At 71.2% G+C, this 26,448-nt stretch carries 30 protein-coding genes and 1 tRNA gene; 22 read left to right on the top strand and 9 right to left on the bottom strand.

Going from position 1 to position 26,448, the window contains the following annotated elements:
• Positions 1-155 precede the first annotated feature (155 nt).
• From NOD94_RS30010 to NOD94_RS29960, 11 genes are all read left to right on the top strand, one after another.
• Entirely contained in the window at positions 156-1,856 is a 1,701-nt protein-coding gene (locus NOD94_RS30010; protein ID WP_281209293.1) for a hypothetical protein, read from the top strand.
• Between the two features lie 183 nt (positions 1,857-2,039).
• Positions 2,040-2,957, top strand: a complete 918-nt coding sequence (locus NOD94_RS30005) for a conjugal transfer protein (protein WP_281209291.1) — start codon at positions 2,040-2,042, stop codon at positions 2,955-2,957.
• 24 nt (positions 2,958-2,981) lie between these two features.
• Positions 2,982-3,224, top strand: coding sequence for a hypothetical protein (locus tag NOD94_RS30000; RefSeq protein WP_281209290.1), 243 nt, complete (start codon positions 2,982-2,984; stop codon positions 3,222-3,224).
• Positions 3,224-3,790 carry a hypothetical protein gene (locus tag NOD94_RS29995; protein ID WP_281209289.1) on the top strand — a complete coding sequence of 189 codons (567 nt, stop codon included), beginning with the start codon at positions 3,224-3,226 and terminating at the stop codon, positions 3,788-3,790. Before NOD94_RS30000 ends, NOD94_RS29995 begins: the two co-directional genes overlap by 1 nt.
• Positions 3,787-6,324, top strand: a complete 2,538-nt coding sequence (locus NOD94_RS29990) for an ATP-binding protein (protein WP_281209288.1) — start codon at positions 3,787-3,789, stop codon at positions 6,322-6,324. Before NOD94_RS29995 ends, NOD94_RS29990 begins: the two co-directional genes overlap by 4 nt.
• Positions 6,321-6,839, top strand: a complete 519-nt coding sequence (locus tag NOD94_RS29985) for a hypothetical protein (protein ID WP_281209286.1) — start codon at positions 6,321-6,323, stop codon at positions 6,837-6,839. The genes NOD94_RS29990 and NOD94_RS29985 overlap by 4 nt, the downstream gene beginning before the upstream one ends.
• Entirely contained in the window at positions 6,836-8,830 is a 1,995-nt protein-coding gene (locus NOD94_RS29980; RefSeq protein ID WP_281209285.1) for a hypothetical protein, read from the top strand. The genes NOD94_RS29985 and NOD94_RS29980 overlap by 4 nt, the downstream gene beginning before the upstream one ends.
• A gap of 15 nt (positions 8,831-8,845) precedes the next feature.
• Positions 8,846-9,577, top strand: coding sequence for a hypothetical protein (locus tag NOD94_RS29975; protein WP_281209284.1), 732 nt, complete (start codon positions 8,846-8,848; stop codon positions 9,575-9,577).
• Complete coding sequence (locus NOD94_RS29970) at positions 9,578-10,744, top strand: peptidase M23 (protein WP_281209283.1); 1,167 nt, start codon at positions 9,578-9,580, stop codon at positions 10,742-10,744.
• Between the two features lies 1 nt (position 10,745).
• On the top strand, positions 10,746-11,543 hold the full coding sequence (locus NOD94_RS29965; protein WP_281209282.1) for a hypothetical protein: 798 nt from the start codon (positions 10,746-10,748) through the stop codon (positions 11,541-11,543).
• Between the two features lie 72 nt (positions 11,544-11,615).
• Positions 11,616-12,155, top strand: coding sequence for a hypothetical protein (locus tag NOD94_RS29960; protein WP_281209281.1), 540 nt, complete (start codon positions 11,616-11,618; stop codon positions 12,153-12,155).
• 14 nt (positions 12,156-12,169) lie between these two features.
• Here the strand turns inward: NOD94_RS29960 and NOD94_RS29955 are convergent, their stop codons facing one another.
• Both NOD94_RS29955 and NOD94_RS29950 read right to left on the bottom strand, forming a co-directional pair.
• On the bottom strand, positions 12,170-12,397 hold the full coding sequence (locus tag NOD94_RS29955) for a hypothetical protein (RefSeq protein WP_281209279.1): 228 nt from the start codon (positions 12,395-12,397) through the stop codon (positions 12,170-12,172).
• Between the two features lie 23 nt (positions 12,398-12,420).
• Positions 12,421-12,762: a DUF6233 domain-containing protein gene (locus tag NOD94_RS29950; RefSeq protein ID WP_281209278.1), complete on the bottom strand. Its 342-nt coding sequence runs from the start codon at positions 12,760-12,762 to the stop codon at positions 12,421-12,423.
• A 315-nt stretch (positions 12,763-13,077) separates the two neighbouring features.
• Between NOD94_RS29950 and NOD94_RS29945 the strand changes: the two genes are divergently transcribed.
• Positions 13,078-13,710: a hypothetical protein gene (locus NOD94_RS29945; RefSeq protein WP_281209277.1), complete on the top strand. Its 633-nt coding sequence runs from the start codon at positions 13,078-13,080 to the stop codon at positions 13,708-13,710.
• Positions 13,691-14,851 carry an XRE family transcriptional regulator gene (locus NOD94_RS29940; RefSeq protein ID WP_348652361.1) on the top strand — a complete coding sequence of 387 codons (1,161 nt, stop codon included), beginning with the start codon at positions 13,691-13,693 and terminating at the stop codon, positions 14,849-14,851. The genes NOD94_RS29945 and NOD94_RS29940 overlap by 20 nt, the downstream gene beginning before the upstream one ends.
• Positions 14,852-14,936: 85 nt before the next feature.
• On the opposite strand, the gene NOD94_RS29935 is transcribed toward NOD94_RS29940, so the two are convergent.
• Positions 14,937-15,170: a hypothetical protein gene (locus NOD94_RS29935; RefSeq protein WP_281209275.1), complete on the bottom strand. Its 234-nt coding sequence runs from the start codon at positions 15,168-15,170 to the stop codon at positions 14,937-14,939.
• 158 nt (positions 15,171-15,328) lie between these two features.
• Between NOD94_RS29935 and NOD94_RS29930 the strand changes: the two genes are divergently transcribed.
• The 8 genes from NOD94_RS29930 to NOD94_RS29895 all read left to right on the top strand — a co-directional run bounded on the left by NOD94_RS29930 (position 15,329) and on the right by NOD94_RS29895 (position 21,024).
• The gene (locus NOD94_RS29930) at positions 15,329-15,586 is read left to right on the top strand and encodes a hypothetical protein (protein WP_281209274.1); all 258 of its coding nucleotides are present in this window, start codon (positions 15,329-15,331) and stop codon (positions 15,584-15,586) included.
• Positions 15,587-15,729: 143 nt separating this feature from the next.
• Positions 15,730-16,050: an STAS domain-containing protein gene (locus tag NOD94_RS29925; protein ID WP_281209273.1), complete on the top strand. Its 321-nt coding sequence runs from the start codon at positions 15,730-15,732 to the stop codon at positions 16,048-16,050.
• Positions 16,051-16,432: 382 nt separating this feature from the next.
• Complete coding sequence (locus tag NOD94_RS29920) at positions 16,433-17,458, top strand: ATP-dependent DNA ligase (protein WP_281209272.1); 1,026 nt, start codon at positions 16,433-16,435, stop codon at positions 17,456-17,458.
• Between the two features lie 125 nt (positions 17,459-17,583).
• A complete protein-coding gene (locus tag NOD94_RS29915) occupies positions 17,584-18,270 on the top strand; it encodes an HNH endonuclease family protein (protein ID WP_281209271.1) in 687 nt (228 codons plus the stop codon).
• Positions 18,271-18,560: 290 nt separating this feature from the next.
• Complete coding sequence (locus tag NOD94_RS29910) at positions 18,561-18,842, top strand: hypothetical protein (protein WP_281209270.1); 282 nt, start codon at positions 18,561-18,563, stop codon at positions 18,840-18,842.
• A 255-nt stretch (positions 18,843-19,097) separates the two neighbouring features.
• Positions 19,098-20,531 carry a hypothetical protein gene (locus tag NOD94_RS29905; protein ID WP_281209294.1) on the top strand — a complete coding sequence of 478 codons (1,434 nt, stop codon included), beginning with the start codon at positions 19,098-19,100 and terminating at the stop codon, positions 20,529-20,531.
• Entirely contained in the window at positions 20,524-20,673 is a 150-nt protein-coding gene (locus tag NOD94_RS29900; RefSeq protein ID WP_281209269.1) for a hypothetical protein, read from the top strand. Before NOD94_RS29905 ends, NOD94_RS29900 begins: the two co-directional genes overlap by 8 nt.
• Positions 20,674-20,745: 72 nt before the next feature.
• Complete coding sequence (locus NOD94_RS29895; RefSeq protein ID WP_281209268.1) at positions 20,746-21,024, top strand: hypothetical protein; 279 nt, start codon at positions 20,746-20,748, stop codon at positions 21,022-21,024.
• A 392-nt stretch (positions 21,025-21,416) separates the two neighbouring features.
• Here NOD94_RS29895 and NOD94_RS29890 read toward each other — a convergent pair whose 3' ends face one another.
• From NOD94_RS29890 to NOD94_RS29870, 5 genes are all read right to left on the bottom strand, one after another.
• Positions 21,417-21,548, bottom strand: coding sequence for a hypothetical protein (locus NOD94_RS29890; protein ID WP_281209267.1), 132 nt, complete (start codon positions 21,546-21,548; stop codon positions 21,417-21,419).
• A 255-nt stretch (positions 21,549-21,803) separates the two neighbouring features.
• Positions 21,804-23,795: a hypothetical protein gene (locus NOD94_RS29885; protein WP_281209266.1), complete on the bottom strand. Its 1,992-nt coding sequence runs from the start codon at positions 23,793-23,795 to the stop codon at positions 21,804-21,806.
• Positions 23,796-23,868: 73 nt separating this feature from the next.
• Positions 23,869-24,276, bottom strand: coding sequence for a hypothetical protein (locus NOD94_RS29880; protein WP_281209265.1), 408 nt, complete (start codon positions 24,274-24,276; stop codon positions 23,869-23,871).
• Positions 24,277-24,488: 212 nt separating this feature from the next.
• Positions 24,489-24,713 (bottom strand): pRL2-19, encoded by a 225-nt coding sequence (locus NOD94_RS29875; RefSeq protein WP_281209264.1) that lies wholly within the window; start codon positions 24,711-24,713, stop codon positions 24,489-24,491.
• A gap of 164 nt (positions 24,714-24,877) precedes the next feature.
• Positions 24,878-25,483: a hypothetical protein gene (locus NOD94_RS29870; protein ID WP_281209263.1), complete on the bottom strand. Its 606-nt coding sequence runs from the start codon at positions 25,481-25,483 to the stop codon at positions 24,878-24,880.
• Positions 25,484-25,792: 309 nt separating this feature from the next.
• Here NOD94_RS29870 and NOD94_RS29865 point away from each other — a divergent pair, with 309 nt between their 5' ends.
• Positions 25,793-25,993, top strand: coding sequence for a hypothetical protein (locus tag NOD94_RS29865; RefSeq protein ID WP_281209262.1), 201 nt, complete (start codon positions 25,793-25,795; stop codon positions 25,991-25,993).
• A 76-nt stretch (positions 25,994-26,069) separates the two neighbouring features.
• On the opposite strand, the gene NOD94_RS29860 is transcribed toward NOD94_RS29865, so the two are convergent.
• Positions 26,070-26,147 (bottom strand) — tRNA-Cys (locus NOD94_RS29860).
• Positions 26,148-26,448: the final 301 nt, after the last annotated feature.

The following is a 26,448-nucleotide window of genomic DNA, read 5'->3' as shown; positions in this document are numbered from 1 at the left end:
GGCCGGTGGCGACCACGGCGGGGCAGGGCGGGCCGCTGCGGGCCCTTGCGGCCGGTGCGGGCCGTTGGAGGTGCTGGCCCGGGGCTGCGCGCTCTGCGGTTCGCCTGGCGGTCCCGGCGGTGGTGCTGGCCGGGTGGGCGGGACGGTGGTCCATCGTGGCCGTCGTGGTGGGCGTGCTCGCCGTCGCTGGCGCACTGGTGGCCGTGACCGGCCCGGCCGTCCTGCGATGGTGGCGGCCGAGGCCCGCGAGCGCCGACCTGATCCACGGGCCTGGCATGTGGGCGGCCCTGCGCCCGGTGCTCGGGGTGGCCGAGACGGAGCGGCGGCGCACGTGGCTGCACCTGCCGGTGACCGTTGGCGAGGCCGGCGCGCGGATTGTGCTCCGGCTGCCGGCGGGGTGGGCCAGTGGTGAAGCGGGGACGCGGGCAGTGGACGCGATCGTCACCGGCCGATTGCCGGGGGAGTGGGCCGCGCATTGGTGCCGCACGGTCGCGGCCCCGTACGTGGAATGGGTGAGGAATGCCGCGCCCGACCGGCCGAGAGAACTGCCGAAATCGGTTGAGTGGATGCAGACTGGCGACCCGCTGAAAATCCATTTCGGGGAGACTCCGGAAGGCCCAGCGTTCGTGCACACGGGCACGGCCACTCCGCACATCGGTGTCTCGGGTGAGACAGGATCTGGGAAGTCCAGCATCCTCTACATTCCGCTCGTCGCGGCCCGGTTGGCTGGATGGCTGGTGACCGTGATCGATCCCAAGCAGAATTCACTTACAGAGGCCGACGAGAAGTCAGGTATCCGGATTCACTCGGAGACGTACGAGTGCGTCATGGCGATTGCCGAATTCTTTGTCTCAATGATGGCGGCCGAGAAATATAACGGCCGCAAATATCGTGGACATTCCGGCCCGGATTCCCCGGTCGGTCGTCTGCTCGTGATTGATGAGCTGCCTTCATTCCGAGAATATGTGGCGGCTTGGTGGAAGTACATCATTCGGGAGCGAGGATTCCCGCCGGTGCTGGTCTGGTTCCAGCTCATCCTCATGCAGGGGCGCAGCTCCAATCATCGCGTGCTCGTGGGAACCCACCAATTCAGTCTGGATGTTTTCGGATCTACCATGGCGCGGGATCAGGTGGGGACAAAAATGGTGGTTGGTGAAGTCAGCATTCCGTCGTGGACGGTTGCCTATGGGGCCGGTGCTCCCATGGTCGACTATGACGAGACAATCCCTGGCCGTGGGGTCATTTCGCTCAAGGGCCGGCGCCGTAAAAAGACTCTGGCCGATGGTCGTATCGAGAGGGCCGAGGAAATTCAGTACGCGTACATCACGCCGCAGGTGTCGGACCTTTTGGATGCCTGCCCGCCGGCCCCGGCCTGGTGGGATGCGGGCGCCATGGCCCCGTGGATCACTCCCCGGGACCTTGCACGGGCCGACTCCGCGGCGGCCGTCAAGGACTTCCTTCCCGGTGGACGCTTCGCGGGTGGCCGCGAGGACCTGACACCTGACACTGACACCGACGTCCAGCTGACACAGGGGTCCATGCCCAGGTCAGAGGCTATGTCTGACGTGTCAGGTCCGGGGGCGGTGTCAGGCGTGGGTGAGGGCCTGGCGGTCGCGGACCTCGTGGAGAAGGTGGGCGCCGAGGGCATCGAGGAGCAGCGCTACACCATCGCCCAGGCCTGTGCGGTCGGCATCATCCGCAAGAAGCCCGGGGCGGCCCGTCAGTACAAGTCGGCATGGATCAAGGAGGGCAAGCCTTTCCCGGAGGGCGAGATGATCCGTGGAAATGCGAGCTATACCCGTGAGGAGCTTGAGAGCGTATTCGGGACCCCGGAAGAAGACGCGGATTCGATCTGATCATTACGCTCGCCGGCCGTTTCAGCCTGGTTATCGAACTCGCTGAGGATTCGGTATCGATCGAGTGGACTTTCGGTCGGCCCGGTGTCTGTGGGCCGTCAAAATCGTTTCGCGGGCATGTGGAACAGGAAGAAAAAGGAGCCGCCGGGGGATCCTCCGGTAAATCCGTGGGTCACTGCCGCAGTGCAATCCTCCACCGGTGAATCCGCGCCGACATTGCCGGCCCGGGGCGGCCGTGGGGCGCCGTGGGTCGTTGTCCAGGAGCGTCCGGCGGGCTTTGCCCGCCTCGCACCGATCGCCTTTTGGGGCACGGTCGCCCTGGTGGCCCTCGTCGCGGCGCGCAGCCTCGTAGCGCCGGACGAGCAGGCCCCGCAGGTCCTGCCCGCGCCCGGTCCGACGGTGGCCGGCTATCCGGAGGATGGCGCCCGCGCGGTCGCAGTCCGGGCCGCTCGCGCGTATCTGACCTGGGACGAAGCCAAGCCGGCGGATCGGGCGCGGGAGCTGTCGGCCCTCCTGGCGGCCGGTGTCGATCCGCAGCTCGGATGGGACGGTCGGGGCGCGCAGGCGGTCGGCTTGGTTGTCCCCGGACCCGTCACGGTCGGCAAAGCCGGCCGGGCCCGGGTCCGTGTCGACGCCGAGATCACATCGGGGGCGGTCCGGTGGGTGGCCGTGGACGTGCCTGTCGTGGTCGGCGGCGGTGGCCGGCTCGTCGTGAGCGGCCCGCCCGCCCTCCTCGGCGTACCCGAGGGGGCCGCCATCGCACCCGACCCGGCCACGCGCGCCACCGACCTGCCGTTCTCCGCCGCGACCCGGGCCGCGGTGGCCGACTTTTTCAAGGCGTGGGCAACGGGCGGGGCCGCTCAGGCCGCAGCCCCGGGGGCGGCTGTCCCGGCATTGCCAGCCGGGGTGGAGCTCCGCGCCGTCCAGGCGTGGGAGGCCGCAGGGGGGACGGGCGCGGACCGGTGGGGGACCGCCCGTGTGGTGTGGGGGATTGGCGGGGGCGAGATCACCCAGGAATATCGCGTGGCTCTCACACGCGTGGAAAGCGCCCGTGCCGGGCGCTGGCAGGTCGCCGGAATCACCGGCGACGACCTGTCCTGACTCCCGAAGAGAAAGGTGCGAATCGTGCACGAAATGCAGACGCTCGCCGTGGTGACCGGATCCGGTATCAAAAGCATTGTGCTCCCCATCTGCGCCGCAATCCTGATGTGCGCGTGTGCGGTCAAGGCCGTCAAGCTGAGTTTTGACGACGATTTCGGAAAGAAGGTCAGCTTTATCGCTTCGGCCGTCTTTTCCGCAGTCTTCGTGATGATCCCGGACCTGGCGAGCAAAGCCATGGTGGATCTCGCCAAGGTTGCTCTCACCTGATGCGACAGGGAATGACCTACACCGGCTACTTCAGCCGCCTGGAATCCCGTCAGCACGAGCTTTTAGGCGTCGACCTCGGGCAGGGGGTCTCGCGCCGCACGCTCCTCCTCGGATTGATCACCTTCACGCTGTGGGACAGCCCCCTGCTGCTGGCATTCGGTATCCCGTCCGTCCAGTGGCTGACGATCTACCTGCTCCCGCCGGTGGTGCTGACGGTCCTCGGAGCGCAGCCGTCCAAGGGCTGCGACCGCCGGACCGTGCTGGCCGGATGGGTGATCGGCGCGCACTACCAAATCCACGGCCACCGGCCGGTGATCCGTGGCGGACGGGTGGTCGCGGACCGGTCGGAGTGGATTCCGCGCCCCGCCCGGTGGGCGCGGGTCGCCCCCGCACTGACCCGGGCCGTCGGCGCGGCCACCGCCGCGCGGCTGCTCGGCACCGCCGAGGCCGACGCGGTACCGGCCTCCGGCCCCGTGGTCGAGCTGGCGCACACGGTCCGGCTCTACGGGCCCGACCACATCGTCAAAGCGGCCGGCCGCAGCCGGCGGAAGGGGCGGAGCACATGAGGGTGCTGGAGAAGATCTCGACATTGCTGGGGGTGGGCGGGGACCGCTCCGCGCCACCACCCAAGTACGCCGGGATCACTGACGGACTGATCCTGACCGAGGGCGAGGCGTGGGCCTGGTGGACGTGTGAGACCAGCAATTCGGATCTCATGTCCGAGGCGGAGCGGGACGCGGAGCAGGCCCGCGCGGAGACGGCCCTGACACAGGTCTTGGCGGGCCTGGACGTGCACCTGCGGGTGCTGTGGTCGCCTTACTCCGCCGACGACTACCGGGACGAGGCCGCCGAGATGTACGCGGCGGGCGCGTGGGAGGAGTGGGCGGAGCACCGCGCCGAACGCCTTGATCAAATCGCCCTGCCGATCCGTCACGTGCTGCTCGGCGTGAAGCTCGGCGCCCGCCGGACGCCGGAGGGCCGCCGGGTGACCGCCGCCGCCGGGGTGTCTGCGTCGGGGGTGCCCGCGCGGGAGCTGGCCACCTGGCACGCGGCGGCCCGCCGGCTCGGCCGCCGGCTGGAGGTCTCCCCCTGGCGCTGCTCGATGGCCACTGTCGAGACACTCGCGTGGATGATCACCCGGGAGCAGCACCGGGGGGTGCCGGCGCCGGTCGCGGGTCGCTCGCTGGTGACCGGGGCCACGCTGGCCGCGCTGACCGCAGGCCGCGCCCTGCCCTACCCCGATCACCTCCGACTGCTCGACGCCTCGGGGGAAGTCGCCGCGTGGGTGGCGGTGCTGACCATGCCGACATGGCCGGAGCGGATGGCCACCCCCGGCCCGGGGGAATGGCTGCGCACCCTGGCGGAGGTCTCCTATCTGCCACCCGACGACGAGCACCAGGAGCACGAGGTCGAGGCCGCGCCGCTGGTGGTCCCGGTGAGTCCCGAGGCGAGCGTGCGCCTGAGGGTCCTGCCCAAACGCGCAGCCATCGCCCGCACCGACGAGACGGCCAAGCTGGTCAGGGAGCAGCAGCGCAGCGCCGCCACGCACTCGATCGGGGACGCGGGGCGCCTCATCACCGATGCGGGGGAGGTGACGGCGCAACTGCGCGCCGACCTGGAGCGCGAGGAACTGACCTTGGTCGAGGACCATCCCCGCCTGGTGGTCACGAGTACGGCCGGTCTGGAGGACCTGCGGGCACGGGTGGACGCGGTGACCGCCCACTACGGCGACCTCGGGATCACGGTCCAGGTCGGCACGGACGAGCAACGGTCCCTGTGGCTGGAGTCCTGGGCGGGGGATCGGGTGAGGGTGCCCGACCTCGGCCATGTACGGGATACAACCGCGGTGGCGGGGGCCTGGTGGTGGGGCGGTGCCCGTGTCGGAGCCGACACCGGCCCCGTCATCGGCTATCTGACCGGCTCCACGCCCGGGGTGGTCAGGCTCCCGCCCGTCGCGGACGGCCGCGACGCCACCACAGTCGCCTACATCGGCCGGTCCGGGCGGGGCAAGACCACCGCTCAAATGATCATGGCATTGGAGGCCGCGCACCATGGATCATGGGTCCTCGCGCTGGACTTCAAGGGTGATCTTGGCGGCCTGACGACTGCGGCGCAGCGGTACGGACTCCCCTCCCGCCTGGTGCAGATGACCCGCGCGCACGCCGGGGCCGCCGACCTCATCCCCCTCCTCGCCGAGGCGGGCCGCGACGCCGCCCGCGCCGAAGTGCCCGCACAGCTCTCTCTCGTGACCCCGGCGCACCTGCGGGCGGCGGGCGCGGAAGTTGCTCTGCAGGCCGCCGTCAATGCCGTGATCGGCAGCTCCCCGACCCCTGCCACGTGGCAGGTCGTCCAGCATTTGCGGGACGCGTCGGACCCCGTGGCCCGCGCGACCGGTGAAGCGCTCTTCGAGCTGTCGCAGACGCCGCATGGCTCGCTTTTCATGGGGCGTCCGCAGCCCGGTGCCGGCCCGGCTCTGACCACGCAGCCCGGGGTGTGGACCGTCCAGCTGCCCGGCCTGTCCCTACCGGGGGTGGGGGAGGAGCGGGAGCGGTGGACGTCCGTACAGGCCCTGTCCGTCGCCGTGATGCACTCCGTCCTCGCCTACGGAGTCACCACGGCAGGCCGGCCGGATCTGCGCACCCTGCACAAAATGATCATGGTGCCGGAGGTGCACGTACTCACCGGCACCGCGCAAGGTCGGCATTTCCTCGACTACATCGCTCGGGTTGGCCGTGCGCTCGGAGTGAGATTCGCGCTCGACACGCAGGACCCGACCGGAATCCTGATGCTGCCCGGAGTGGTCGAGCAGCTAGCCGTGGTGGTGGGCTTTCAGTTGACCAGCCCGCCGCAGCAGGACGCGCTTGCGGAGCTGTTGGGCCTGCCTCCCGGCCCGGCCACCCGGGAGCGGATCCGGTCGCTCGCCATCGGCCATGGTGACGCGATCCGCTATGGGCACTCGATCATCCGGGACTCACGGTTCGGGTCCGCCGCTGTCCAGTGGGACGTGCCTACCGCCGAGCTGCTCGACGTACTGGATACCGCGCCGCGCGCAGCCGACGAGGCCACCGCCGAGGCCGCTCCGGACGGGGTCCCCGTATGAGCGCCCGCCCCACCCGCTCCGCCGCGGTGGCCCTGGTCATCCTCGCCGGCTTCACGGCCGGCTGCTCCGGTGCGACGAGCGACGGACAGGCGGCCGCCGGGGCGGATCCCTCGGCGGCCGCCGCCGATCGGGCCCGCGCCTACATGCGGGCGGTGGTGACCAACGACTGGATTACCGCCTGCAACCTGATGTCCGCCCCGCGTCGCGCGGCCTGCCATGACCGGCACCCCACCCCCGAGCCCCCCGACCCGTCCGGCCCGGCGATCGGCCCCGTCCTCCTCGACCGAGCCCCCACCCGCGTACCGGGCACCTCTTCCCATCCGTCGGGGTGGGGCGTGATCACCACCCACACCATCACGTGGCCCGGCAAGGAACCCCGCACCAGCTACACCGCGGTGCGCATGACCGAGACCGCCGGCACCTGGTGGGTGGAGCAGCGCGAGAACGTGGCCGACAGCGACCTGACGCACGCCACCGACCCGGCCGCGTCCGCCCTGGGGAGGGAAGTTCGATGAGCCGGCGGATGCCGTACGGTCGCACGCTTCTGATCCCCGCCCTCCTGGTGGTCACCACCCTTGCCGTCATGGCCGGGTCCGCACACGCCGAGACCATCGACCCGGACGGGGTGGGCGGGCTGATCCCCGCTCCGAAGAACCCCACGGGCGCCGGGACGATGTACGAGACGTACCCGCACCTGCTGACCTGGCGACTCGACAAGGATTTCGACACCTTCGACTTCCTCGACCCGGCACTGCACCTGATCCCTGACCTTCTTCTGGTGGTGCTGGTCACCATCGGCGCGGGCGTTTCCACGCTGGCCGGCTGGTGCTTCGGACTCACCGACCTCCCGGAGGTTCAGGGGCCGTTGACGCAGGCGATCAGCGGAAGCGCGGGCGCGGTGATGGCCGGCCTTTTCCCCTCCGCCCTCGCGGTCGGCGGCCTAGTTGCGTTCCTGCGGTCGCAGCGCGGGGAGGGAAGCGCGTTCTCCGAACTGTCCTGGGTGCTGGTCTCGGCGGTGGCCGCGGCGACCCTGCTCACGACCCCGCAAGTGTGGGTGGACGGGGTGGACGCCGGCCGCATGCTCGGCACCGAAGTGGCCATGACCGCCACAGAGGGAGGGATCGGCGCGGCCGGCGGCGGGATCGAGAAGACCCCCTTTACCCTCGGCCACAAGACGGCATATCCCGGAGACGCGGGAGACCGAGTGTCCCGACGCGCCACCGACACCGTCTGGAGGGTCTACGTCGGGACGCCCTGGTGTCTGGCCGAGTTTGGGTCGATGAAGCTCTGCCAGGAGCACGGGCGGAAGGTCCTCGACCACGGGACCGACACCGGCGCGCGCAAGGAATACCTACAGGACCACCTCGACGAGGACGACGTAGGCGCGGAGTCGCAGGCATACCGGGAGGGTCACCGCCCCCTGGAGCGTGCCGGCGTCCTCGCCATCGCCGTCCCCGTCGCGCTGCTCTTCGGACTCCTGCTGATCACCCTTCTGTTCGGCAGCATCACGGCACTCCTGGCCGCCCTCTTCCTACTGGTGGTCGGCCCGCTTTTCGCCGCGCTGTGGGTGATCCCGGGCCGTCCTCGACAGTGGGGCGTGCGGTGGGCGGATGCCCTGGTCGGCGTCGTCATGCAATCGGGCATCACCACCCTGGCCGCCGGCGCAGTCATGATCGTGCAAATGGTCGTGGCCCTCGCGATGCCCACGTACGGGTGGCTGGGCTGCGCGGCCCTCTCCATCGCCAGCGCCCTCGCAGCATTCAAGTACAAGGGGATCTTGACCAGCATTGTGGGCGGCGCCGGCCCAGGCGGCGGGAGCGGCGCGGGCGCCCTCCTCGGCGCGCTGGCCACCCGCAGCCTCAGCCGGCAGGCGGGCCGCGTACTGCGAGCGCCCGGCCACATCGCCGGCCGCATCGGTGACGCGGTGGAGCGCCGGCACAAGGTGCCGCCGCCGCGTCCGGCACCCCGACCGTTGCCGCCGCCCCCACCCCCGGCGCCAGCCGGCGGGCGTCAGCCACGCCCGGGATCGGGTACGGGCCCCGGACGCGGTACCAGTCCCGGTGGGACCGGCCCCGGTACCACCCTCGCCGCAGCCAACCGCCGTACGAACCGAGGCGGCAGCGCCAGCCGGGTCACTCCGGCCGGGTCGGCGCAGCAGCCGGCCGGAGCCGGCCCCGGGCCGGCAGGACGTCGTACTCCATCGGGTACGACGTCCCCGTCCCCGTCCCCGGCTCCGTCGACAGGGACGGGGACGGCGACGATTCCCGCCCAGACGGGTCAGGCGGCGCAGGACAATCCGGTGTCCTCGCCCGGGAGCGGTACGCCTCGACCCCGCCCCCGGGCAACGGGCCGCAGGACCACGCAGCCGCCCGCGCCGTCGACCCGAGCCGGCGCCCGCCGCGCTCCGCGCCCCCAGCCGCCGGTCATCCGGCCTGCCCGCCGACCCGCGCCGCCGCCCAGGGGATGGACCCAACCCCCTCTCCCCGACCCGCCCGCGCCCCGCTGATGGAGTGATCCGCACATGGCACAGCGCCCCACCCCCGACCCGGACGGGCCGGCCCCGGACTGGCGGGCGGCGCTCGCCGCTCTGCCGGACAGGGACGACGCACCGCCGCCGGGCACGTCCCGGCGGCGGTGGCGCCGCACCCGCCGCCGCGCAGCGCGCCGCGACCGCGCGGCCGCCGTCACCGCCGTTCGCCACCGCCCGATGCACCCCGCCGCGGTGCTCCTGGTCCTGGTGCTCATCCTCGGTCTGGGCGCCGTAGCCCGGTGCGGCGGCAAGCAGACCACCGTGGACGACCGGCCACCGGTCGCCGCGTCCTCGCCCGCAGCGGCACCGGCCCCACCGGCGCCGCCGCCCTCGGTCCCGCCCGACACAGGCCCCGACGACGTCGCCGTGGCATGGGTGCGCGCCTACCTCACCCGTGACCCCCTGGCGGACGGGACGCACCGGGCGAGCGTTCGCCGCGCCGCTCCCTGGGCGACGGAGGACCTGACGGGCAATCTGACCGAGCTGGTGCCGCCGGGGTGGGGACGCCAGATCAGCCGGGGCGAGGCCACGAGGGCGGGCACGGTCGCCGCCCGCCCGGCCGGCCCCGACCTGCCCCTCGACAACGCGGCCCAGGTCTGGCGGACGGTCGCGGCCACCCTGACCGTCACCGGGTACGAGACCACGCAGCGGACGGACACCCTGCACGTGGAGATCACCCGCACCACCGCCGGGTGGCGCGTCTCCCGGGTCCTGGGGGTCTGAGTGGACGCTCGCGACGTCGCCGAGGCCGCCGCCACCCGCGCGAGCGCCCCGTTCCTTGCCAAGGCGGGCTGTATCGGGGCGGCCCTCGCCCTGGTCGGAATGCTGGGGCTCGGTGCTACCACCCTTATCGCGGGAGCCGCGAAAAAGGCATCCGACGCAAAAAATAGTGGATCGGGGTGTGCCGCTCCTGGGCTCCCCGATCCGACGAGCATCGACACGGTGCCGAGCGGCATTCTCGCTCAGCAGATCCACCACGCAAAAATCATCGATGACGTGGCGCAGGAAAGAGGCTTGCCGGGCCGCGCCTCACTCATTGCATTCATGACCGCGCTACAGGAAAGCGGGCTCCAAAACCTGAACCACGGGGACCGGGATTCGCTCGGACTCTTTCAGCAGCGCCCTTCGCAAGGGTGGGGAACCCCGGCCGAGATCACCAGTCCTCCCAGGTCTGCGCAACTCTTTTTCGGCGGGAATACCGGCCGCCCGCCCGGACTGGTGGATATTTCGGCCTGGCAGATCATGGACCCCGGCCGCGCGGCGCAGCGCGTACAGCGATCGGGACACCCAGAGCTCTACGCCACCCGCCGCGGCCAGGCCGAGGAAGTCGCTCGGAAAGCAGGCATCAGCCTCGACCGCCTCGGAACAGCGACAGGGGAGCGCCCGGAGTGGGCGCAGCCGTCCGACCCCGACATGCCCCCGGACGAGTGCAACCCCGAGGGCAGTGTCCCCGGGGCCCCGTTTCACGACGCGGAGGCCGGCTGGCCTCCCGAGGTGAAAAACCCGCGCTCCACGCAAGCGGCAATCGCCTGGGCGAGAGACCAGCCGGCCAAAAGGCAGGGCATTTGGTGGAGGCGCTGCCTCGCCTTCGCATCCATCGTCCACGGGTGGAATGTCTCGGGCGTCGAATCCGCCGCCATTCACTATCAGCAAATGCCGGCGCACATGAAGCATGATGGATCGCGAGATGTTCCGCCGGGCGCTTTGATGTATTGGGATACCGGGATCGAGTGGGGTCATGTCGCCGTCTACCTCGGTAATGGTGAAGTGATCAGCAATGATATTCGGCGTCCCGGATATCTCGACATCGTCCCCGCATCCTTGATCGAATCGAAGTGGGGTGCCAAATATCTTGGATGGGCGCCCCCATATTTTCCGAAAGGTTCATGAAATGCAGGACTTTTCCAAAGTGCCGGCTGCGCCGGTGTACTCACTGGTGATCCACCACGGCGACGGCGGCGGCCTGGTGCTCACGCTCGACGGCCAGGAAATCGCGGACGGCGAGGATCTCGCCGAGCTGCGGGAGGCGGGCCGTGACCGGCTGAACGTGCTCGCCGCCCTCGCCGGCCGGCCCATCCGGGCCCGCGCGGTCGACCCGGCCGCGCCCATCCCCTGGTGCATGGTCGTGTCGCCGGACGGGGAAGCCCACGACGTCGGGTCACACCCGGCCGCGCCGGCGCCGCCTCCCCGTCCCGCGCACCCCCCGACCCTGCCCCCGGCACCGCCCCGCACCGGCCCGCCCGCCTCCCTCGTACCGGAGGCCCACCGGCCGGAATGGTGGGCGCTGTGGGCGGCCCACGCCGCCGGGGACCTGCCCACCGCCGTCACCCGCGCCTACCGCCTGGAGACGGCCCTGGAGGCGGAGCACGGACCCCGCCACCCATACACGATCACGCTCCTGACCGCCCGTGCCTGGCTCACCCTGTGCCAGGACGTTGATCCCGCCGCCACCGCCGAGCTGCTGCTCACCACGGCCGAGCGCCGGCACACGGCAGGTGCCCTGCCGGAGGTCGACACCCGCCGCGCCGCCCGCAACGCGCACGCCCTGTGGTCGGCCCTGGTGGGCACAGATCCGGAGGCGGCCGGCCGGCTCGCGCGTCGCCTGGAGGAAGTCCTGGGGGCAGTGGGGGAGGCAGGTCTCGCCGGGCACGTCCGAGTGAGGGCCGCGGTGCTCACGTCGATGTCGTGACCGGGATCCCTCGTGTGTGTCGGCTTTCGGGCGTGGCCGTGTCGCCAAGGGGGCGGCGTCTCTTGAGCCTGCATGGACACCATCAAGCATGTGGCCGTGGCGGCGCTGACCGTAGTCGCGGTGGCTGCGTCTACCGTCACCGCGGCCACGGCTGCACCTGCCCTGACCTTCAAATGCAGCACCGGAAGCACGAAGGACATCGACGACTCCAGCTATGACGGGCCGTGGCCCGACAACTGGACGATCACGGTGCGAACGTGCGCGGCTCGGTCCGGGCCGACCGTGTACGCCTATGCCGAGGCGAGGTGGGACGGCCCCCGCACCTATCTGGTGGATGACGTGGGCATCTTTGATGGGGCGAAGCTGCGGTTGCAGATCAAGCAGTCGAGGCCGGGGACCGACCCCGTGGTCCTGGAGCGCGACTTTCCCGCGCTGGAGGACCGACTGGAGGACAGTACGTCCAGCAGCAAGCGCGTCGGCCGCTACCGCACTTCGACCATCAGCCACCGTGCCGGTTCCGCCGCCCTGGCCGACGCGGTGCTGTTCCTGGACTGGCACGGCGACGGACGCGGGTACGAACGCCACGACTACACCGGATCCCCCCTCGTCTGACCGCTCGGCTCGCGTCAGCCGGGATCCGGCTCCACATGCCATACGGCCGGGCCGCCGCCCCGCCACTCGATAAGGCCTTCGCCGTACGGGGCGACCTCGTCGGGGTCGAGGCCGGCCCGGCGGAGGAACTCCAGGACATCGCTGGGGCCGAAGGCGCGGCCGAGGATCTCGCCGTCGCAGCGGACCCGGCGCCCGCCCTGCTCGTCGGGCGGGTAGACGATCACACGCAGTTCGGGGCTCATTCCTCCACCCTGGGCGCGGCCGATCACTCCAGCACCCCGAGGGCGGTGTCGGGGCGGCAGTGCGGACACGCGGGGATCCCCTCGGCGAGAGCCCGCCGGGCGGTGTCGGAGGTGGCCGGCTTGCAGCGGGTGCGGGTGTCCCAGCACTGCCCGGTGTGCACGCGGGCGGCCGGGCGGCCGGTGCCTATGCCGTGCTCGATCAGCCACTCCGGAGGCGGCGGCGACGGCCGCCGCTCGCCCTCGGCGGCGATGATGCGTTCCTCGGTGGCTATCCAATCGCGGGTGCGCTGCAAGTCCTGGACCTGCACCCGCTCCAGGAAGCGGAGCAGATCCAGGCGTGAGGTGGGCGGGGCGGTGTCGGACATCAGGTCCCGTACTGCGCCCGCCGCTGCTCGCGGCAGGCAGGACACAAGGGGTTCGCCGGAGCTCCGTAGCGCGCGGTCGGGGCGTGGCAGCGGGCACAGGGGCCGGTCTGAGAGGGGGACCAGGTGGCGATTTGTGGTCTGGGCGCGGTGGCTGGAGCGGGGGAAGTCATGGCGCTGCTCCTCGGGGTGGGGGACCCTCTATTCCATCACGTGTTCGATTTTATGGCCTACTGCGCAGCGCCCGATTCGGCATGGCGGTTGATCTTTCGTAGAACTGGTTGAGAGTGTGGGATTAGCGGTTATAAAATAACCGCCATGCTCACACCTGAGGACGCGTCCTACATCACGCGGGCCACTGAAGGTCTGTCCGCGCCCCTGTACGAAGCACTCGACCACGCATATACCGCCGCGCATGGTCACTTCGACGACTCGGGCCTGGTCGGCAACGGGTACACCAAGGGTCGAACCGATCTCGTGCGTGATCACACGCGCGGCTTCATCGAGCGTCGCCGTGCCGAAGGGCTCGACCTCGGAGGATGGGAGCCCATTCAGACGTCCAGCGGCCGGCTGCACCTGCGCCACGGGACGATGGTCATCCGCGTCCTGCACGCCACCCCGTACGAGGTGGTTCCGGCCCCCGGCAGGAACAAGGCGCGGATCACCTACTATGAAAATCGAACGCTTGATCTGCTCGGTGTGGCGGGCAGCAACCTCATCGCGGTGTGGCTCTCGCCGCCCGAGGAGGGCGGGGAGATCTCGGTCCGAATCGTTCGCCCGATAGGTGAATGGAAGCCGGGACGGCCCGCAAAGTTCGACCTGTACTACGAGCTCCCCCGCAACACTGAGTCGTTCAACGACTGGGAGTTCATCCCGGACGACGAGGGCTTCACACTGCCCTTCGAGTTCGACGAAGACGAGCGCGAAGAGGGTGAAGGAAGTAGTGCGTGATCCAGCAGAGCGCATCCGGACCCTGAGGTCCCTGATGGGCCTCACTCAGGGGGAACTCGCGCAGGCCGCTGGAGTCTCACAGCCACTGATCTCGCAGATCCAAAAGGGCCTCAAGCCCGTCAGTGACGACGTCCTCACCCGTATCGCCGAGGCGACCGGCACCCCCATGTCGTTCTTCGACGTGGATCCTTCCGATCTGCCCGCCGACACGCTGGCCTTCCGCAAGAAGGCCAGCGCCTCGGCCAAGGAGGTCGCACGAGTGGAGGCGACGGTCAGGGAGGCGTACCGCGTCGCGGTACGCCTCATGGCCGAGACCAAGGTTCGCCGCACCACCCTGCCCGTCGCCGAGGGCCGCCTGACCGACGAGGACATCGAAGAACTCGCCGCTCAGACCCGCGCCGCGATGGGCATCGCCCCGGACGGAGTGATCGGACACGTCATCCGCGCATGCGAACGCGCAGGCATTCCCGTGGTCCCGCTCACCCTCCTGGACTCCGACGGCGCCGGAGAGGAAGCCGTAGTGGGACACTCCGGTGTCTCCTGCTGGAGCGGCACCACGGGTCCCTGCCTGATCAGCTACTTCTCGGCCGGCAGTGGCGACAGGCAGAGGTTCACCACGGCCCATGAACTCGGCCACCTCGTCCTGCACCCCCACCGCCGGGCCGGCCTGGACCCCAAGCAGGCCGAGGTGGAGGCACACCGCTTCGCGGGCGCGTTCCTGCTTCCTCGCGAACGGGCGGAGGAAGCATTCAGCGGACCGTTGATGCTCCGAGAGTTCGCCGCCCTCAAGAAGCGCTGGGGCATCTCCATCCAGGCCCTGATCAACCGTGCCTACGACCTGGGGCACATCGACCGAGCACGGCGCGAGAGCCTGTACAAGCAGCTCGCCGCGCGGGGCTGGCGGACTCATGAACCCGTTGTTGTGCACCCCGAGCAGCCGACTCTCCTCAGGGTGATGATCGGCCGCAAATATGGTGAGCCGCCCTCCGTGCTCCAGGCCGCCGAGGACCTCGGGCTGCACCCCGTCCTGATGCGCTCCCTTGCTCCGGACGTCGCAGCCGATCCCGCTCCTCGTCGGGATGCCCCCGTGATCAGCCTCGGTGACCACCGCCGCAGAGGGGCGCGCCTTCAGGTTCTTTGACCCGGCCGCCCGGCCGCCCGCCCGGCCGCCCATCCACCTTCGGCCCGTCCCCGGCATCTGCCGCGCGCGGGGCTGGCGCGCACCGTCAGAGTTCGGCCGCCTGTGGGCCGGGGTGGTCGGTGGGCAGGGCGAGGCGTGAGCCGAGGCGGAACCGCATTTCGCCCGCGGCGGCACGTACCTCTTCGGAGCGGGTTTCTTCTTCCAGGGTCCCGAGCAGCATCATGACCGCCCTGGCTTCGTCGCCGGTCAGCAGCTTGAGGCGGCTATCGCCCGTGGCGTCCAGGAGCACGCCCAGGAAGTCTTCGTCGTCCATGTCCATGCCGGCACAACGCCGTGCCGCCGCGACCGGTCACCACCCCCTCACTGATCTGCGGCGAAAGACGCTCCGCCCTGGCGGGGTCATGGTTGTCAGTGCCCGTCCGTAGCGTCGAGGAAGAGGGGCGTGGACCGGCCGGCCCCGGCGGGAAGGGAGCGGACATGGGCGAGATCAGCGTGAGCGGGGAGAGCCTGGAACGGCTGCTGGCCGACAGCTCCGGTACGTACGGCGCCCCCTATCAGCAGGCCTTCGCCGAGCTCGCGCGCACGCACCGCGGCCGCCCCGCCGCCGAGATCCTGCCCCTGCTGGCCCACGCCGCGGACCGGGCGCTGCTCGGCTTCTCTCCGGCGGATCTGTGGGAGCAGGCCCGCGCGATCAGCGGCGGTCAGCCGTACGTGCTGCGTGTCACCGTCACCTGACACTTGGTGCGGCACTCGGTCCCAGTGCGCCCGTACGACGCAGGCCCGACGGGCGGCCGGCTCCCGGCGAGGAATGGCTTCTACCGCTTTGCGTGGGTGGGCCCGTACGGTCGGAAAGACGAAAGGGCCGGCGAGGGGAGACGGTGGTGGAGTCGCCGACGGTAATGGTGCGGTCCGAGGCGGGCGGCGTGGCCAGGGTGGTGTGCTCGGGTGAGTTCGATCTGGATTCGGTGGGTCTGCTGGCGCAGGCCTGTGACGGCGAGGCCGCCGGCGCCGAGCTCCTGGTCGTGGACGTTGCCCGGTTGGCGTTCGCCGACTCAACGTTCTTGAGCGTGTTGGTGCGCCTGCGCCGCACCCGGAAGCTGGTTCTTGAGGGTCCGGTACCGGATCAGTTTCGGCGGTTGCTGGAGATGACGGGCGTCCTGCCCCTGTTTGAGATCCGGGACGGTACCGGGCCGGCTTGATCGGGCGACGCCGGGAGTCCCGGCGGTGGGGTGTCCGGGCAGGGCCCCACCACCGGGAGGCCGCGCGGGGGATGCGGGGGGACACCAGCCTGCACGGCAGTTGGGCAACGCCTCCCCCGCGGTGAGAGTCACGGTCGGGCCCGCAGGCCGTTGACGGCCCCGGTTGTCATCCGTCCGCCACGGCCGGCGAGGCGGTGTGGGCCGGGGCGTGGGACGGTGCGGGTGGGAGCCGGTGACGACGACGGACATCCCCGGACAGGACCCGGACGGCGCGCCCCGTAGTCACGCCGGCCGGGTTCTGTCACAGGCGGGATCGACCGGCCCCGCCCCCCGGGCCGAGTCCGGGCCCGGGAGGTAGGGCGGTCGCGGAAGGGTGGGGGAGATGGGGTTGCGGCCGCCGGTGGAGCCGATGTTGGCGCAGGCCGCCGAGGAGATCCCACCCGCGCGTCCCCTCGCCTCCAAGGTCGCGTATGAGCAGAAGTTCGACGGGCACCGGATGCTCGTGTTCACCCCGGACGGCCCCGGTGGTCGGGTACTGCTCCAGACCCGCCGCGGAAGCTTGGTCCAGGATGCGTTCCCCGATCTGGTGGCGGCGGCCGAGCAGCTTCCTTACGGCCTGGTCCTCGACGGCGAGGTCTTGGTGTGGGACCCGGAGGAGGGCCGGCTTTCGTTCGAAGCGTTGCAGCGCCGGGCCGCCGCCCGCGCCCGCACCGCCCCCGCACTGGCCGCACGCCTGCCCGCCTACTACGTGGCCTTCGACCTCCTTCAGCAGGATGGCGCCGAGCTGCTCACGCTGCCCCAGCGGGAGAGGCGGAGGCGCCTTGAGGTCCTGTTCGCGGCCCGCGCCCTGACCGCCCCATGGACGCTCTGTCCGATGACCACCGACGTCGCGAAGGCCCGGGAGTGGTTGGAGACGTGGACCGACGTCTCAGGTGTTGAGGGTCTGGTGATCAAGAGCCTGACGGGCCGGTACACGCCCGGAAATAGGGGGTGGACCAAGGTCAGGAGACGGGACACCACCGAGGCGATCATCGGCGCGATCACGGGCACCCTCGCCCGCCCGCAGCTCCTGGTCCTCGGACGCCACGACACCACGGGCCGACTGCGCGCGGTCGGCCGCACCGTGGCACTGCGCCCGGAGCAGGCCCGCCAGGTTGCCGAGCACCTGACCGCGGCCGACCCCGGACATCCGTGGGCCGGGGTGCGGTTCGCGGCCGCGTGGGGGAGGCGTGACGTCCTGGACGTGACGGTCGTGCGCCCCGATCTGGTGGCCGAGGTCAGCGCCGACCGGTCCGTCGACCACGGCGGAGTGTTCCGGCATCCCCTCAGGTTCAAGCGGCTGCGCCTGGACGTGACGGCCGGGGACGTCCCGTCGTTCGGTGAGGGCCCGGCGGCGGCCGCCGGCTGACACGGCAGGAGCGGAGCGGGGCGCGGGGTGCAGTGGCGTTTCCCCGGTGAACCCGGTGCCCCGGCAGGGTGAACCCCTCGCCAGGGGACTGTTGCTGACGTGGTGTGGGCCGGTACAACGACCCCATGATGATCATGAAGTGGGTCGCGACCGCTGCCGCCGCGGCGCTTGCCCTGTCTCTGCCCGCCACCAGTGCCCAGGCCGCCGAAGTGGGGCCGGCCGCGGTGCCGCAGGTGGTGCCGATCGGTGTTGCGGTGTCCGCGCTCCAGCTGGCGACGGAGGACCGCACGGGCTACCAGCGCACCAGTTTCAAGCACTGGAACTCGGGCGCCAATGCCTCAGATGGTTGCAACACGAGGATGGAGGTGTTGATTGCGGAGGCGGTTCAGGCGCCGGAGGTCGGGCCGGGCTGCACGTTGACCGGCGGAGCTTGGTGGTCCTACTACGACGGCGTACTCACCAACGAGGCACGCGCGTTCGATATTGACCACATGGTCCCGCTCGCCGAGGCCTGGGACAGCGGGGCCTCGGCGTGGACGCCCGCGCGGCGGGAGGCGTACGCCAATGACCAGGGTCAGCCGGCTTCGCTGGTGGCGGTGACGGCCCGGTCGAACCGCAGCAAGTCCGACCAGGATCCGGCGGAGTGGTTGCCGCCGTCGGGCTCGTCGGAGGTGTTGTGCCGGTACGGCGCGGAGTGGACCGCGACGAAGCTCCGTTGGGGTCTGGCGGTGGATGAGTTGGAGCGGGATCGGTTGCTCGACATCGCGGCCGGCTGTGGCGGCACCGACGTGGAGTTCACCCCGGCGCCGTAGGTCCGGTCGAGGGCCACTCTCCTACCGGGTGGGAGGGCGGCCCTTCGTCATGTCCGGAGCCCGTGCCGTTCCGATGCGGAGTCGGCTGCTCTCCTCGGTGTCGTAGGTCACATGGGCGGGGGTTGCGGGGCTTGGGGGTCGATGGTGTAGCACGTGCGCGATTCAGGCTAAGAAGCTTCTGACCTGCGGTTTTTTGGGACTTGCGCGCCTTGCCCTCGCCTGTCGCACAGTGCGGTTCACACCTCCGCTCGGAGGTGTGAACCGTGCTTTGCCATAGGGAGTGAGCTGTCATGAGCACGTCAGATCAGGGTGGGGAGTCGACGGGTGCGGAGTCGGGGCGGGAGCCGGAGCGGCGCCGCCCGGAGCCTGCGCCGGCGCGCCCCCGGCCCACCGCCCGCAGGCTCGCGGGCCGGGTGGCCCGCGCGGTCGTCGGCGACGTCGTCGAGGTCGTGGTGAACGCGTGGGCGCCGGAGTGGGCGGAGGTGGCGCGGGTCCTGGTGGTGGCCGTGCCGGCGGTCCTGGCGCTGCGCCGGGGTCGTTGTCGGCGTGGGGGTGGTCGTCCGCGCGGCTAGCGCGACGGCCCCCGTCAGGTCCCGGGCCGCGCCTGATGGCGGCCCGGGACCGGTCGGGCCGCCGACCGTGCGAGGACGTTCCCGCGGTTCACCCTCCCGGGTGAATCGCGGGTCCCGCGTACGCGTGGGCGGTTTGTGCGGTGCGCGGCCAACTCGTCGACAAAATGCGGTACTTGACACTGTTTGAGGCGATTGGGCATGGTTCGTGCTCGGTTCGAGGGTCGGACCGGGGGATGTGCGTTTGGGGTGCGTTTCATGTCGAGGTGGCAGCGTGAGGTGTTCGACGAGTACGGGGCGGCGAGCCGGTTGAAGGTGCCGGTCGCTGCCTGGCGGTGGGCGGCGGGCTCAGGTCTGGTCCCGCCGGCGGACGCCGGGCCGCGGTTGTGGTCGAGGGCGGTGGTGGAGGGCTGCGACGCGGAGGCGGTCCGGGCCGCGCTGCGGGGCCCGGTGGGCGCGGGGTGGGCGGCGGATCGACTCACCGAGGCCCTGGGCGTGCCGCTACCGCGGTGCCGGCCCCGGGTGACGGCGGCGGCCGTCGGCCACCTCGTCCGCGCCGGCCTCCTGGCCCATCTCGGCGGCGACGTCGAGTACCCCGACGTCCACCCGGACCAAGTCGCCACCCTCGGACGCCGCAGGGACCTGGCGGCCCTCCTGGACCGCCACGTCCCGCTCGGCCCCGACCAGGCCGCCGTCCGCCTCGGCGTCAGGCGCCGGGACTTCGACATCCTTGTGCAGCGCGGGTACCTCTCGCCGGTCGGGTCGGTGGACATCGACTTCAAGAAGCAGGGCGGCATCACGACCGTCGCCCTCTACAGCGCGCAGGAGGTGGCCCTCCTGCCGGTGGTGTGGCCGGGGGTGGACTGGCGAGCGGTGCGCACGGTCGCGGCCGGACGCCGCTCCCCACTCGCCGGCCTCGACCCGGTCACCCCGGGCGAGTACCGGCTGTTGTTGGCGGCAGTGGCGCGCATCGCACGGGTGGGGCGGGCCGCGGTGGTCCAGTGGCGCCGCCGCCACAACGACTTCCCCACCCCGGTCGGTGGGAGCGAGGCGCACCCGGAATTCGACCGGGCCGCAGTGCTGGCGTGGCTGTTGGCCCACCACAAGATCGAGGTACCCACCCGGACGCCGACGGCATCCCTCCTGATGGCGCGGCCCGGTGGCGGTACGCGAACGTTCCGCCTCGACGACCCCATCCTGACCCTGGCCGCCGACGTCGAGGGAGAGGACCGGTTGTCGGGCTGGTCGACCGACGAGGACGCCGACGCCCTTACCGCGCTGGGGACGGGGGAGTTCGGCGCGACGCTACGCCGGCTGACGGCGCCGGGGGTGGAGGCGTTGGCGGTGCCGGGCGAGGTACGGCTCCTCGACCGGCACCGGGCCGGTGGTGGGGGCCTGCGGGTCACTCTGGCCTGGCCGGCCGGCCTGCGGGGCACCGCCTCGGCGACGTCGGCGGGCGGGGTGGTGCGCCACGGGGTGACGTACGCGGCCCCGGGCGTGGCCTGTGTCTGCGCCCGCCAGGAGTGCGGCGGGGTGGTCCCGGTGGGCTGGTGCGCGGATCACGGGGACGATGCCGCTCCGGTGATGGAGTGGCATCCCGGCGGCGGTCTGCGCTGCCTCGACCTGGCGGCCGGGCGGCCGGGCGGGGGAGCGGGGCCGCGGTGGCCTCGGGCACACTGCCCGCATGACTGATGACGAGACGGCCGATGTGCTGCGCGATGGGATCGACGCCTTCCTGATGGAAGTCGACCCCGAGGAGCTGGATTCCGATGATCTGGCGTGGGCGCTGGTCCGCGCGCTGAACCGGGCGAAGGCCGCCCGCCCGACCGCGTGACCGGTGCCTGGGTTCGGGTGGTGATGCGCCATCACCACCCGGGCCACCCTCGCCGGGTGGGAGGCTGCGGGCATGGATGCCGCGTGGGTGGGACGTCGGGTGTACGGGTCGGAGCCGGGTGATCCGGTCGGACCGGTGGAGGGGCACGCGTACGTGCAGCTGCTCGGCGGGCCTCTGGACGGTCTGCTGCTGGACGTGACCGGTTGGACGCCGCGTCAGGTCGAGGGCGGGGCGCTGCTGATGTCGGACCACGGGGTCTACGGCCCGGGGGGACGATCCGACTACGAGCCGGCCGAACCGGACGCCGGCGGGGACGGCGGCCGGTACGTCTGGCGGGGCGATTCCCCCTGACCCGTACGGACGTCGGGAGCATGGCCGGCGCCGGCTAGGATTTGGGGTAGCCCGTACCGATATGGCGTGTGCGGGTTAGGCCCGGTGCCCGGCATGTCCGGGGGCAGTACCACCGGGCTGCCGCCAATTGCCGGCTTGCGCCGCAGTTTCCCCGGACGGATTGCCGGCGTTGCATTGCCGGCGCTGTAACGCCACTTCTTCATCGTGAACTCTGTTCAGAGTCTTCTAACGCAACGCGTAAGGCCACGTGTTATGGTGTGGTGAAATTGCGTATTCGGGTTTCGATGTGTACTGGCATTTTCTCCGTGTATGCGTGAGGCCTGCCCCGCTGGTACGGGGCAGGCCTCGTTGGAGCTGCTGTCCCGGGCCTGTGGAGCAGGTCCGGGGTGGCGTCAGCCCAGTTTCACCATTGCGGCCGCGAGGGTCGCGCAGGCGGCGAGCAGCTTGACGCCGGGGGTGAGGATGCGTGCGATGCGCAGTGCGCGGCGCAGGCGTCGACGGTCCCCGGTGGGTTGCTTGCTCATGGTGTTCCTTTCATTGTGAGGCGCACAGGTTGTACGTCCTCCCGTGGGGTGCCCTGGACGTCGCAGGTCACCTCACGGAAAGGCGCGTGTGTGCCTCTCGTGAAAAGAAACTCCATCCCCGAACTTATCTCTTTCGATATCGCGTCGCACGCTATTCTCTGAAGATCCCTTCGGAATATCGAATTCCGTTTGTGTGGGGTTGTCGGCTGTCGCCTAGGCCTGGCTTACCGGGGACGACCGACCGGTGTTGCTGCGTCAGCCGGTGTGCTGCTGGTCTTCCGTGGAATCGAGTTGCTGGCGTGCGGCGGTGATGCGGCGGCGTGCGGTGCGGGTGCTGATCCCGTCGCGTGCGGCGAGCTCGGCGGCGGTGGGCGTGTGGGTGGCGAGTTGCTCGGTGAGGGCTTGGACGGCGGATGTCGAGGCGGCGGCCCGTTGGTCGCCGGCGTCGCGGCGGGTGGTGATTTCGTGGCGGGGCCACCAGCGGCGGCCGTACAGCTCGATGCCGGGGGAGAGGTGGCCGGTGGTGGCGTAGGCGCGCACGGTGGTGTCGCTGATCCCGAGGGCGGCGGCGGCTTCTCGGTCGGTGAGGAGGTCGGTGGGGTGGTCGCCGGGTTCGGGCAGGGGTGGCAGGGGGTGGCCGGCGAGGTGGGCGAGGGTTTGTTCGCGGTCGTAGAGGCGGGGTCGGTCCCCGGGGCAGAGCAGGGGTACGCGGGCGCGGAAGTCGGCGGCCTGGTTGCGGCGCCAGGTCTTCAGTGAGGTGCCGGCGAGTGCGGCGATGTCGTCCTCGGTGAGGGCGGGTCGGCCGTGGGGGATCACGGGGGCGGCGCTCCTGTCTGGGGTGTGCGGGGCCTCTAGAATGCCGGTGTCGCGCCCTTGGTGGTGCTGACGGGTTGGGGTCGGTGGGTACTGACCACACTTCGGTGTGGGCCGCCGGCCCCGTCGTCGTGTCGGGGCGTGCTCGACCCCGGTCCGGGGTCGGGTCGGGCGACGACCGGCGTCGGGGATCTCCACCGGCCGGGCCGGCTCGACGGTGGTGGCGTCGGATTCCGGAGCCGCGGCGTGGACGTTCGCACCGGCCGCGGTGGCCTCTTCACCGGGCACGGTCGACAGTTCGGCGCGGTGCGCCTGGTCCTGGTGCTGCTCGACCTCGCCGTGCGCCTGGTCCTGGTGCTCGACGTCGGCGCGCACGGCCTGGTGCAGCTGCTCGACGTCGACGTGGGCGTGGGCGTGGTCCTGGTGGCGCTCGACGGGGGCCGGGGTGGTGGGGCGTCGGTTGGGGTCGTTGACGAGGGGGATGTGGGTGGGTGCGTTCTCGTCGCGGATCGGGGTGCGCTTGGTGTTCTGGTCGAGGATGGTCCACGGGCCGGTGGTCCGGTAGCCCTGTTGGCGGGCCCACCCGGTGGTCGTGGTGACGCTCGCTTCGCGGATGCCGGTGGGGCGGGTGGCGGTGCCTCGGTCCATGGACGGCGACTTGCCGGGGTAGAGGGTCCTGGTGGTGCCGCAGGCGCATTCCATGCGGTGGGAGAGCGCTCCGGTCGGGGACGCGGCGAGGACCAGCCACACGGGCGTGTGGGGGCACTGGTCGGGGGTGGGTGCCGGCGCCGGCTCGACGGGTGACGGCTGGTGGGCGGCGCGTTCGGCCTCTTCGGCGTTCCGGCGGGCGGCGCGTTCGGCGAGGGCTTGGCGGCGGGTGGTGTCCTCGTGTCCGTCGAGGAGCGGGCGCAGGTGGCGGGTCTCCTGTTCGGCGGGTTCGGGGTGGGCGTGGTTCCAGGCGCGGCGGGCGTCGTGTCCGTCCTGGGTGGGGGTGACGGGGCCGCGCTCGTCGTGGTCGTGGTCGAGGAAGCCGGCTTCGATGAGGGAGTGGACGCGGGCGCGGGCGACGGCGCGTCCTCGGCGGACGTTGGGGTCGTGGGGGTCCATGCGGTAGTAGCCGGCCTGGTCGTGGTGGAGGTGGCCGCGTGCGGCCCACCACATGACGTCGGCCTGTGCGGCGCTCCATCCGAGGGCGGCGGCCTGCCGGTGCCAACGTTCGGAGTTGAGGACTTCCTCGCGGCGGCGGGCGTGGCGGTCGGCGTGCTGCTGGGCTGCGGCCCAGGCGTCGGGGCGGGCCCAGGGGCCCCTACGGGTGTCCACGGTGGTGGCGGCCCCTCCGCCGCCACAAGGCAGGCACAGGACCGCGTAGGCGTCCTCGCGGAGGTTCAGGGCGGTGATGGCGATGGAGGCGGGGAGTCCGGGGGTGGGCTGCATGGTGTGCTCCTACTGGGGGAGTCGGCGTGAGGGACGGGGGCCGCCCGCCGGGGTGGCGGGCGGCCCCGGCGGGTCAGTGCTGGGGGCAGTGCCGGCAGGTGACGGCGCGTCCACTGCGCAGCAGGACCCGCAGGTCACGCGCGGCCCGATCGGTCATGCAGGCGGGCACCCTGCCCTCGGGCGTGGTGCGGGAGGCGTGGACGGTACCGGTGGCCGTCATCAGCGTGGCGGGCCCCGGTCCGACGTTCAGCCACGCGGACAGCAGGCGCTCCACCGCGTCGGCCTGGTTGTGGTGGAAGCCCTTCGGGCCGAAGGCCAGGCTCCAGGCGTGGTGGCTGCCTCGGGAGGGGACGGCGCCGCCCTCGTCGGTGATCGTGCCGATCATCTTGCCGCCGAGGGAGACGCGGGAGACGGCCGGGAGGGCGCCGGCGCGGGTCAGCGGGGCGAGGGTGATGAGTTCGGCGGGGTTGGTGACGGTCATGGGTCTGCCTTTCCTTCGGGCTGATGGGTTGTCGGGGGAGGCGGGTACTGGCCGCTCCTCCCGATGTGGACAACATTACAGCGACATAGGGACAGGCCGTGATGGGGTGACCTCCAAGTCACCTGAAAGGAGCAGCGGGAGGCGCTACCGGGAGGAGGCCACGACGTCCAACGGCCCCGGGCGGTTGCCCGGGGCCGCTCCACGTGTCCGGGTCACTCGTAGCGGACGCCGGCCGCGTCACCGGGGCGGCGGGGGCATACGGAGAGGCGGATCCGTCCGTCGTGCCGGGGTTCCATGGTGACGGTGTGCCAGGATCCGTCGGGGCCGCCGAGGGAGTCCGGTTCGAAGGCGTCGGCCGGGATGGTGAGTGAGCCGCCGGAGTCCATGAGGACGGCTACGAGCATTGCGTGGGTCAGGTCGTCCGGGCTGACGGTCATGAGTTTCCCTGCTCCCGTGGGGTGGTGTGCTCGGTCCACGGTTCCACTCTCACCCCTGGTCGGGGTGGGAGTGGGAGTTGCTTCCCCCGGTGGGGCCGGTGGTGGTCGTACGACCGACCAGCCGTGCGCCGAGCCGGTCACCCACCGGGCCGGGCCGTCGAGGCTCAGGGGCGGCTGAGGGTGTGTTCCAGTGCGGTGCGGAGGATCTCGCCGGTGGTGGTGATGTGGGCGGCGGTCCGGGCCCGCTCGGCAAGGGCCTCCGGCGGGGCTGCGGAGCGCCCGGCGGCGGGGCCGGGCCCCCACCGGTCGGTCCACTCCTGCAAGGCCTGTAGGTGGGGTTGGTTGGTCCAGTGGACGCCTCGGGTCAGGGGTGTCCAGAGTTCGTCGGGGAGGGCGACGACCAGGCGGGCGGTGAGTCCCGCGCCGGTGTGGGGTCCGCGTCCGCCGAGCGTCTGACCTGCTGTCGGGGCGCCGGCCGGGATCGGGTCCCAGTCCCGCAGGAGTCCCCGTGTGTCGAGCTCGGCCCGGAGGGCGGGCGCGAGGGCGAGCGCGCGCGTGGGGCGGTGCCGGCCGGTGTTTCGGTGCTTCTGGCGGGCGGCCCGGATCCGGGCCTGCACGGTCCGTCGTGCCGCCCCGCGCAGCAACGATAGATCGGTACGGGCGGATTCATCCCTTATCCACTGTTCCTCGGCGTCCCGATGCGACGTCACGAACGCGTCGAGCTGCTCCAAGTGGTGGGGGGAGACGGCCAGGACCATGGTGTGCGCCATGGGGCCATCATCCCCGATAGGCCCATGCCGGATGTGAGGTTTCGGCAGGTCAGAGCCCCTGTAAGAGGTTGCCGCCGAGCCGGACTGTCTATCTATATAGATAGACAGTCCGGGCGTAGGGCAGTGACCTGCTTTCCGGGATGCTACACAGAGCTTGGCGAGGAAGATGCATGCAGAGGATGAGCCCCTACGTACCGGTGGTTGGCCCGATTGTGATCCGGGTTTGGTGGCTTGTAACGCGGGTTACTCCCGGGGGTCGATTGGGGAGGTTGACCGGAGTGGATCGAACACGGGAAGGCTAGGGGGGACATGATGACAGTGGAGTCAGGAGACTCGAAGCGCGAGTTCGTTGGCTACATTCGGATCGCCAATCAACCGAAGATCGAGTTGCGGGTGATGGCTACATCGACGCACGAGGCCCGATCGCTCGTCACAGAGCAGTACGGGGAGGGACATGTGATCGTGATGTGGAACGAGGAAGACGCCAGCCGCCCCAGCCGCCCCAGGTGACCCGGTCCCTGCTGCCAGGGTGGGGGAGCGGAGCGGACCCACCCCAACGGGCCGAAGGCCCGGAACCGGTGGCGCGTGGTGAGGGTGGGCCGGATTCGAACCGGCGTCTTCCCTCTGTGCCGGAGGGTGCGACGACCTCTGCGCTACCTTCCCCCACCACGACGTGGACAGCCTAGCGGCGGGGGCCTGTTACCGGCCCCCGCGGAGCAGATTGGTCCTGGATGCGGAGCCGGAAGGACCCGGGTGGGGGAGCGAAGCGGACTCACCCCAACGGGCCGAAGGCCCCGGACCCCGTGAAACGGGGTCACCCCAGCCTGCGCAGCAGGCCGTTCGGGCAGAGCCCGAACCTGTCCGAAGCGAAGCGCAGGACCCTGGCCCGAAGGGCCGACCCTGGGGCCGGCGCAGCCGGCCCCGTCGAGCGCAGCGAGACGGGTTTCTCCAACAGATCCGAAGAT

Origin of the sequence: Streptomyces sp. Isolate_45, from assembly GCF_024721315.2 — a bacterium.
In the GTDB taxonomy this organism is placed as follows: domain Bacteria; phylum Actinomycetota; class Actinomycetes; order Streptomycetales; family Streptomycetaceae; genus Streptomyces.
Note: the sequence above shows the minus strand (reverse complement) of the source record. Positions and strands in the feature narration are given on the sequence as shown.

What these genes read in the sequence shown, in the direction of transcription:
- NOD94_RS29985 (WP_281209286.1), top strand. Translation starts at nt 6,321, where the DNA reads ATGAGCGCCCGCCCCACCCGCTCCGCCGCGGTGGCCCTGGTCATCCTC.
- NOD94_RS29975 (WP_281209284.1), top strand. Translation starts at nt 8,846, where the DNA reads ATGGCACAGCGCCCCACCCCCGACCCGGACGGGCCGGCCCCGGACTGG.
- NOD94_RS29935 (WP_281209275.1), bottom strand. Translation starts at nt 15,170, where the DNA reads ATGGACATGGACGACGAAGACTTCCTGGGCGTGCTCCTGGACGCCACG.
- NOD94_RS29930 (WP_281209274.1), top strand. Translation starts at nt 15,329, where the DNA reads ATGGGCGAGATCAGCGTGAGCGGGGAGAGCCTGGAACGGCTGCTGGCC.
- NOD94_RS29870 (WP_281209263.1), bottom strand. Translation starts at nt 25,483, where the DNA reads ATGGCGCACACCATGGTCCTGGCCGTCTCCCCCCACCACTTGGAGCAG.
- NOD94_RS29875 (WP_281209264.1), bottom strand. Translation starts at nt 24,713, where the DNA reads ATGACCGTCAGCCCGGACGACCTGACCCACGCAATGCTCGTAGCCGTC.
- NOD94_RS29880 (WP_281209265.1), bottom strand. Translation starts at nt 24,276, where the DNA reads ATGACCGTCACCAACCCCGCCGAACTCATCACCCTCGCCCCGCTGACC.
- NOD94_RS29865 (WP_281209262.1), top strand. Translation starts at nt 25,793, where the DNA reads ATGATGACAGTGGAGTCAGGAGACTCGAAGCGCGAGTTCGTTGGCTAC.
- NOD94_RS29980 (WP_281209285.1), top strand. Translation starts at nt 6,836, where the DNA reads ATGAGCCGGCGGATGCCGTACGGTCGCACGCTTCTGATCCCCGCCCTC.
- NOD94_RS29910 (WP_281209270.1), top strand. Translation starts at nt 18,561, where the DNA reads ATGAGCACGTCAGATCAGGGTGGGGAGTCGACGGGTGCGGAGTCGGGG.
- NOD94_RS29950 (WP_281209278.1), bottom strand. Translation starts at nt 12,762, where the DNA reads ATGTCCGACACCGCCCCGCCCACCTCACGCCTGGATCTGCTCCGCTTC.
- NOD94_RS29915 (WP_281209271.1), top strand. Translation starts at nt 17,584, where the DNA reads ATGATGATCATGAAGTGGGTCGCGACCGCTGCCGCCGCGGCGCTTGCC.
- NOD94_RS29955 (WP_281209279.1), bottom strand. Translation starts at nt 12,397, where the DNA reads ATGAGCCCCGAACTGCGTGTGATCGTCTACCCGCCCGACGAGCAGGGC.
- NOD94_RS29900 (WP_281209269.1), top strand. Translation starts at nt 20,524, where the DNA reads ATGACTGATGACGAGACGGCCGATGTGCTGCGCGATGGGATCGACGCC.
- NOD94_RS29965 (WP_281209282.1), top strand. Translation starts at nt 10,746, where the DNA reads ATGCAGGACTTTTCCAAAGTGCCGGCTGCGCCGGTGTACTCACTGGTG.
- NOD94_RS29895 (WP_281209268.1), top strand. Translation starts at nt 20,746, where the DNA reads ATGGATGCCGCGTGGGTGGGACGTCGGGTGTACGGGTCGGAGCCGGGT.
- NOD94_RS29960 (WP_281209281.1), top strand. Translation starts at nt 11,616, where the DNA reads ATGGACACCATCAAGCATGTGGCCGTGGCGGCGCTGACCGTAGTCGCG.
- NOD94_RS29905 (WP_281209294.1), top strand. Translation starts at nt 19,098, where the DNA reads ATGTCGAGGTGGCAGCGTGAGGTGTTCGACGAGTACGGGGCGGCGAGC.
- NOD94_RS29995 (WP_281209289.1), top strand. Translation starts at nt 3,224, where the DNA reads ATGCGACAGGGAATGACCTACACCGGCTACTTCAGCCGCCTGGAATCC.
- NOD94_RS29885 (WP_281209266.1), bottom strand. Translation starts at nt 23,795, where the DNA reads ATGCAGCCCACCCCCGGACTCCCCGCCTCCATCGCCATCACCGCCCTG.
- NOD94_RS29890 (WP_281209267.1), bottom strand. Translation starts at nt 21,548, where the DNA reads ATGAGCAAGCAACCCACCGGGGACCGTCGACGCCTGCGCCGCGCACTG.
- NOD94_RS29990 (WP_281209288.1), top strand. Translation starts at nt 3,787, where the DNA reads ATGAGGGTGCTGGAGAAGATCTCGACATTGCTGGGGGTGGGCGGGGAC.
- NOD94_RS29920 (WP_281209272.1), top strand. Translation starts at nt 16,433, where the DNA reads ATGGGGTTGCGGCCGCCGGTGGAGCCGATGTTGGCGCAGGCCGCCGAG.
- NOD94_RS29945 (WP_281209277.1), top strand. Translation starts at nt 13,078, where the DNA reads ATGCTCACACCTGAGGACGCGTCCTACATCACGCGGGCCACTGAAGGT.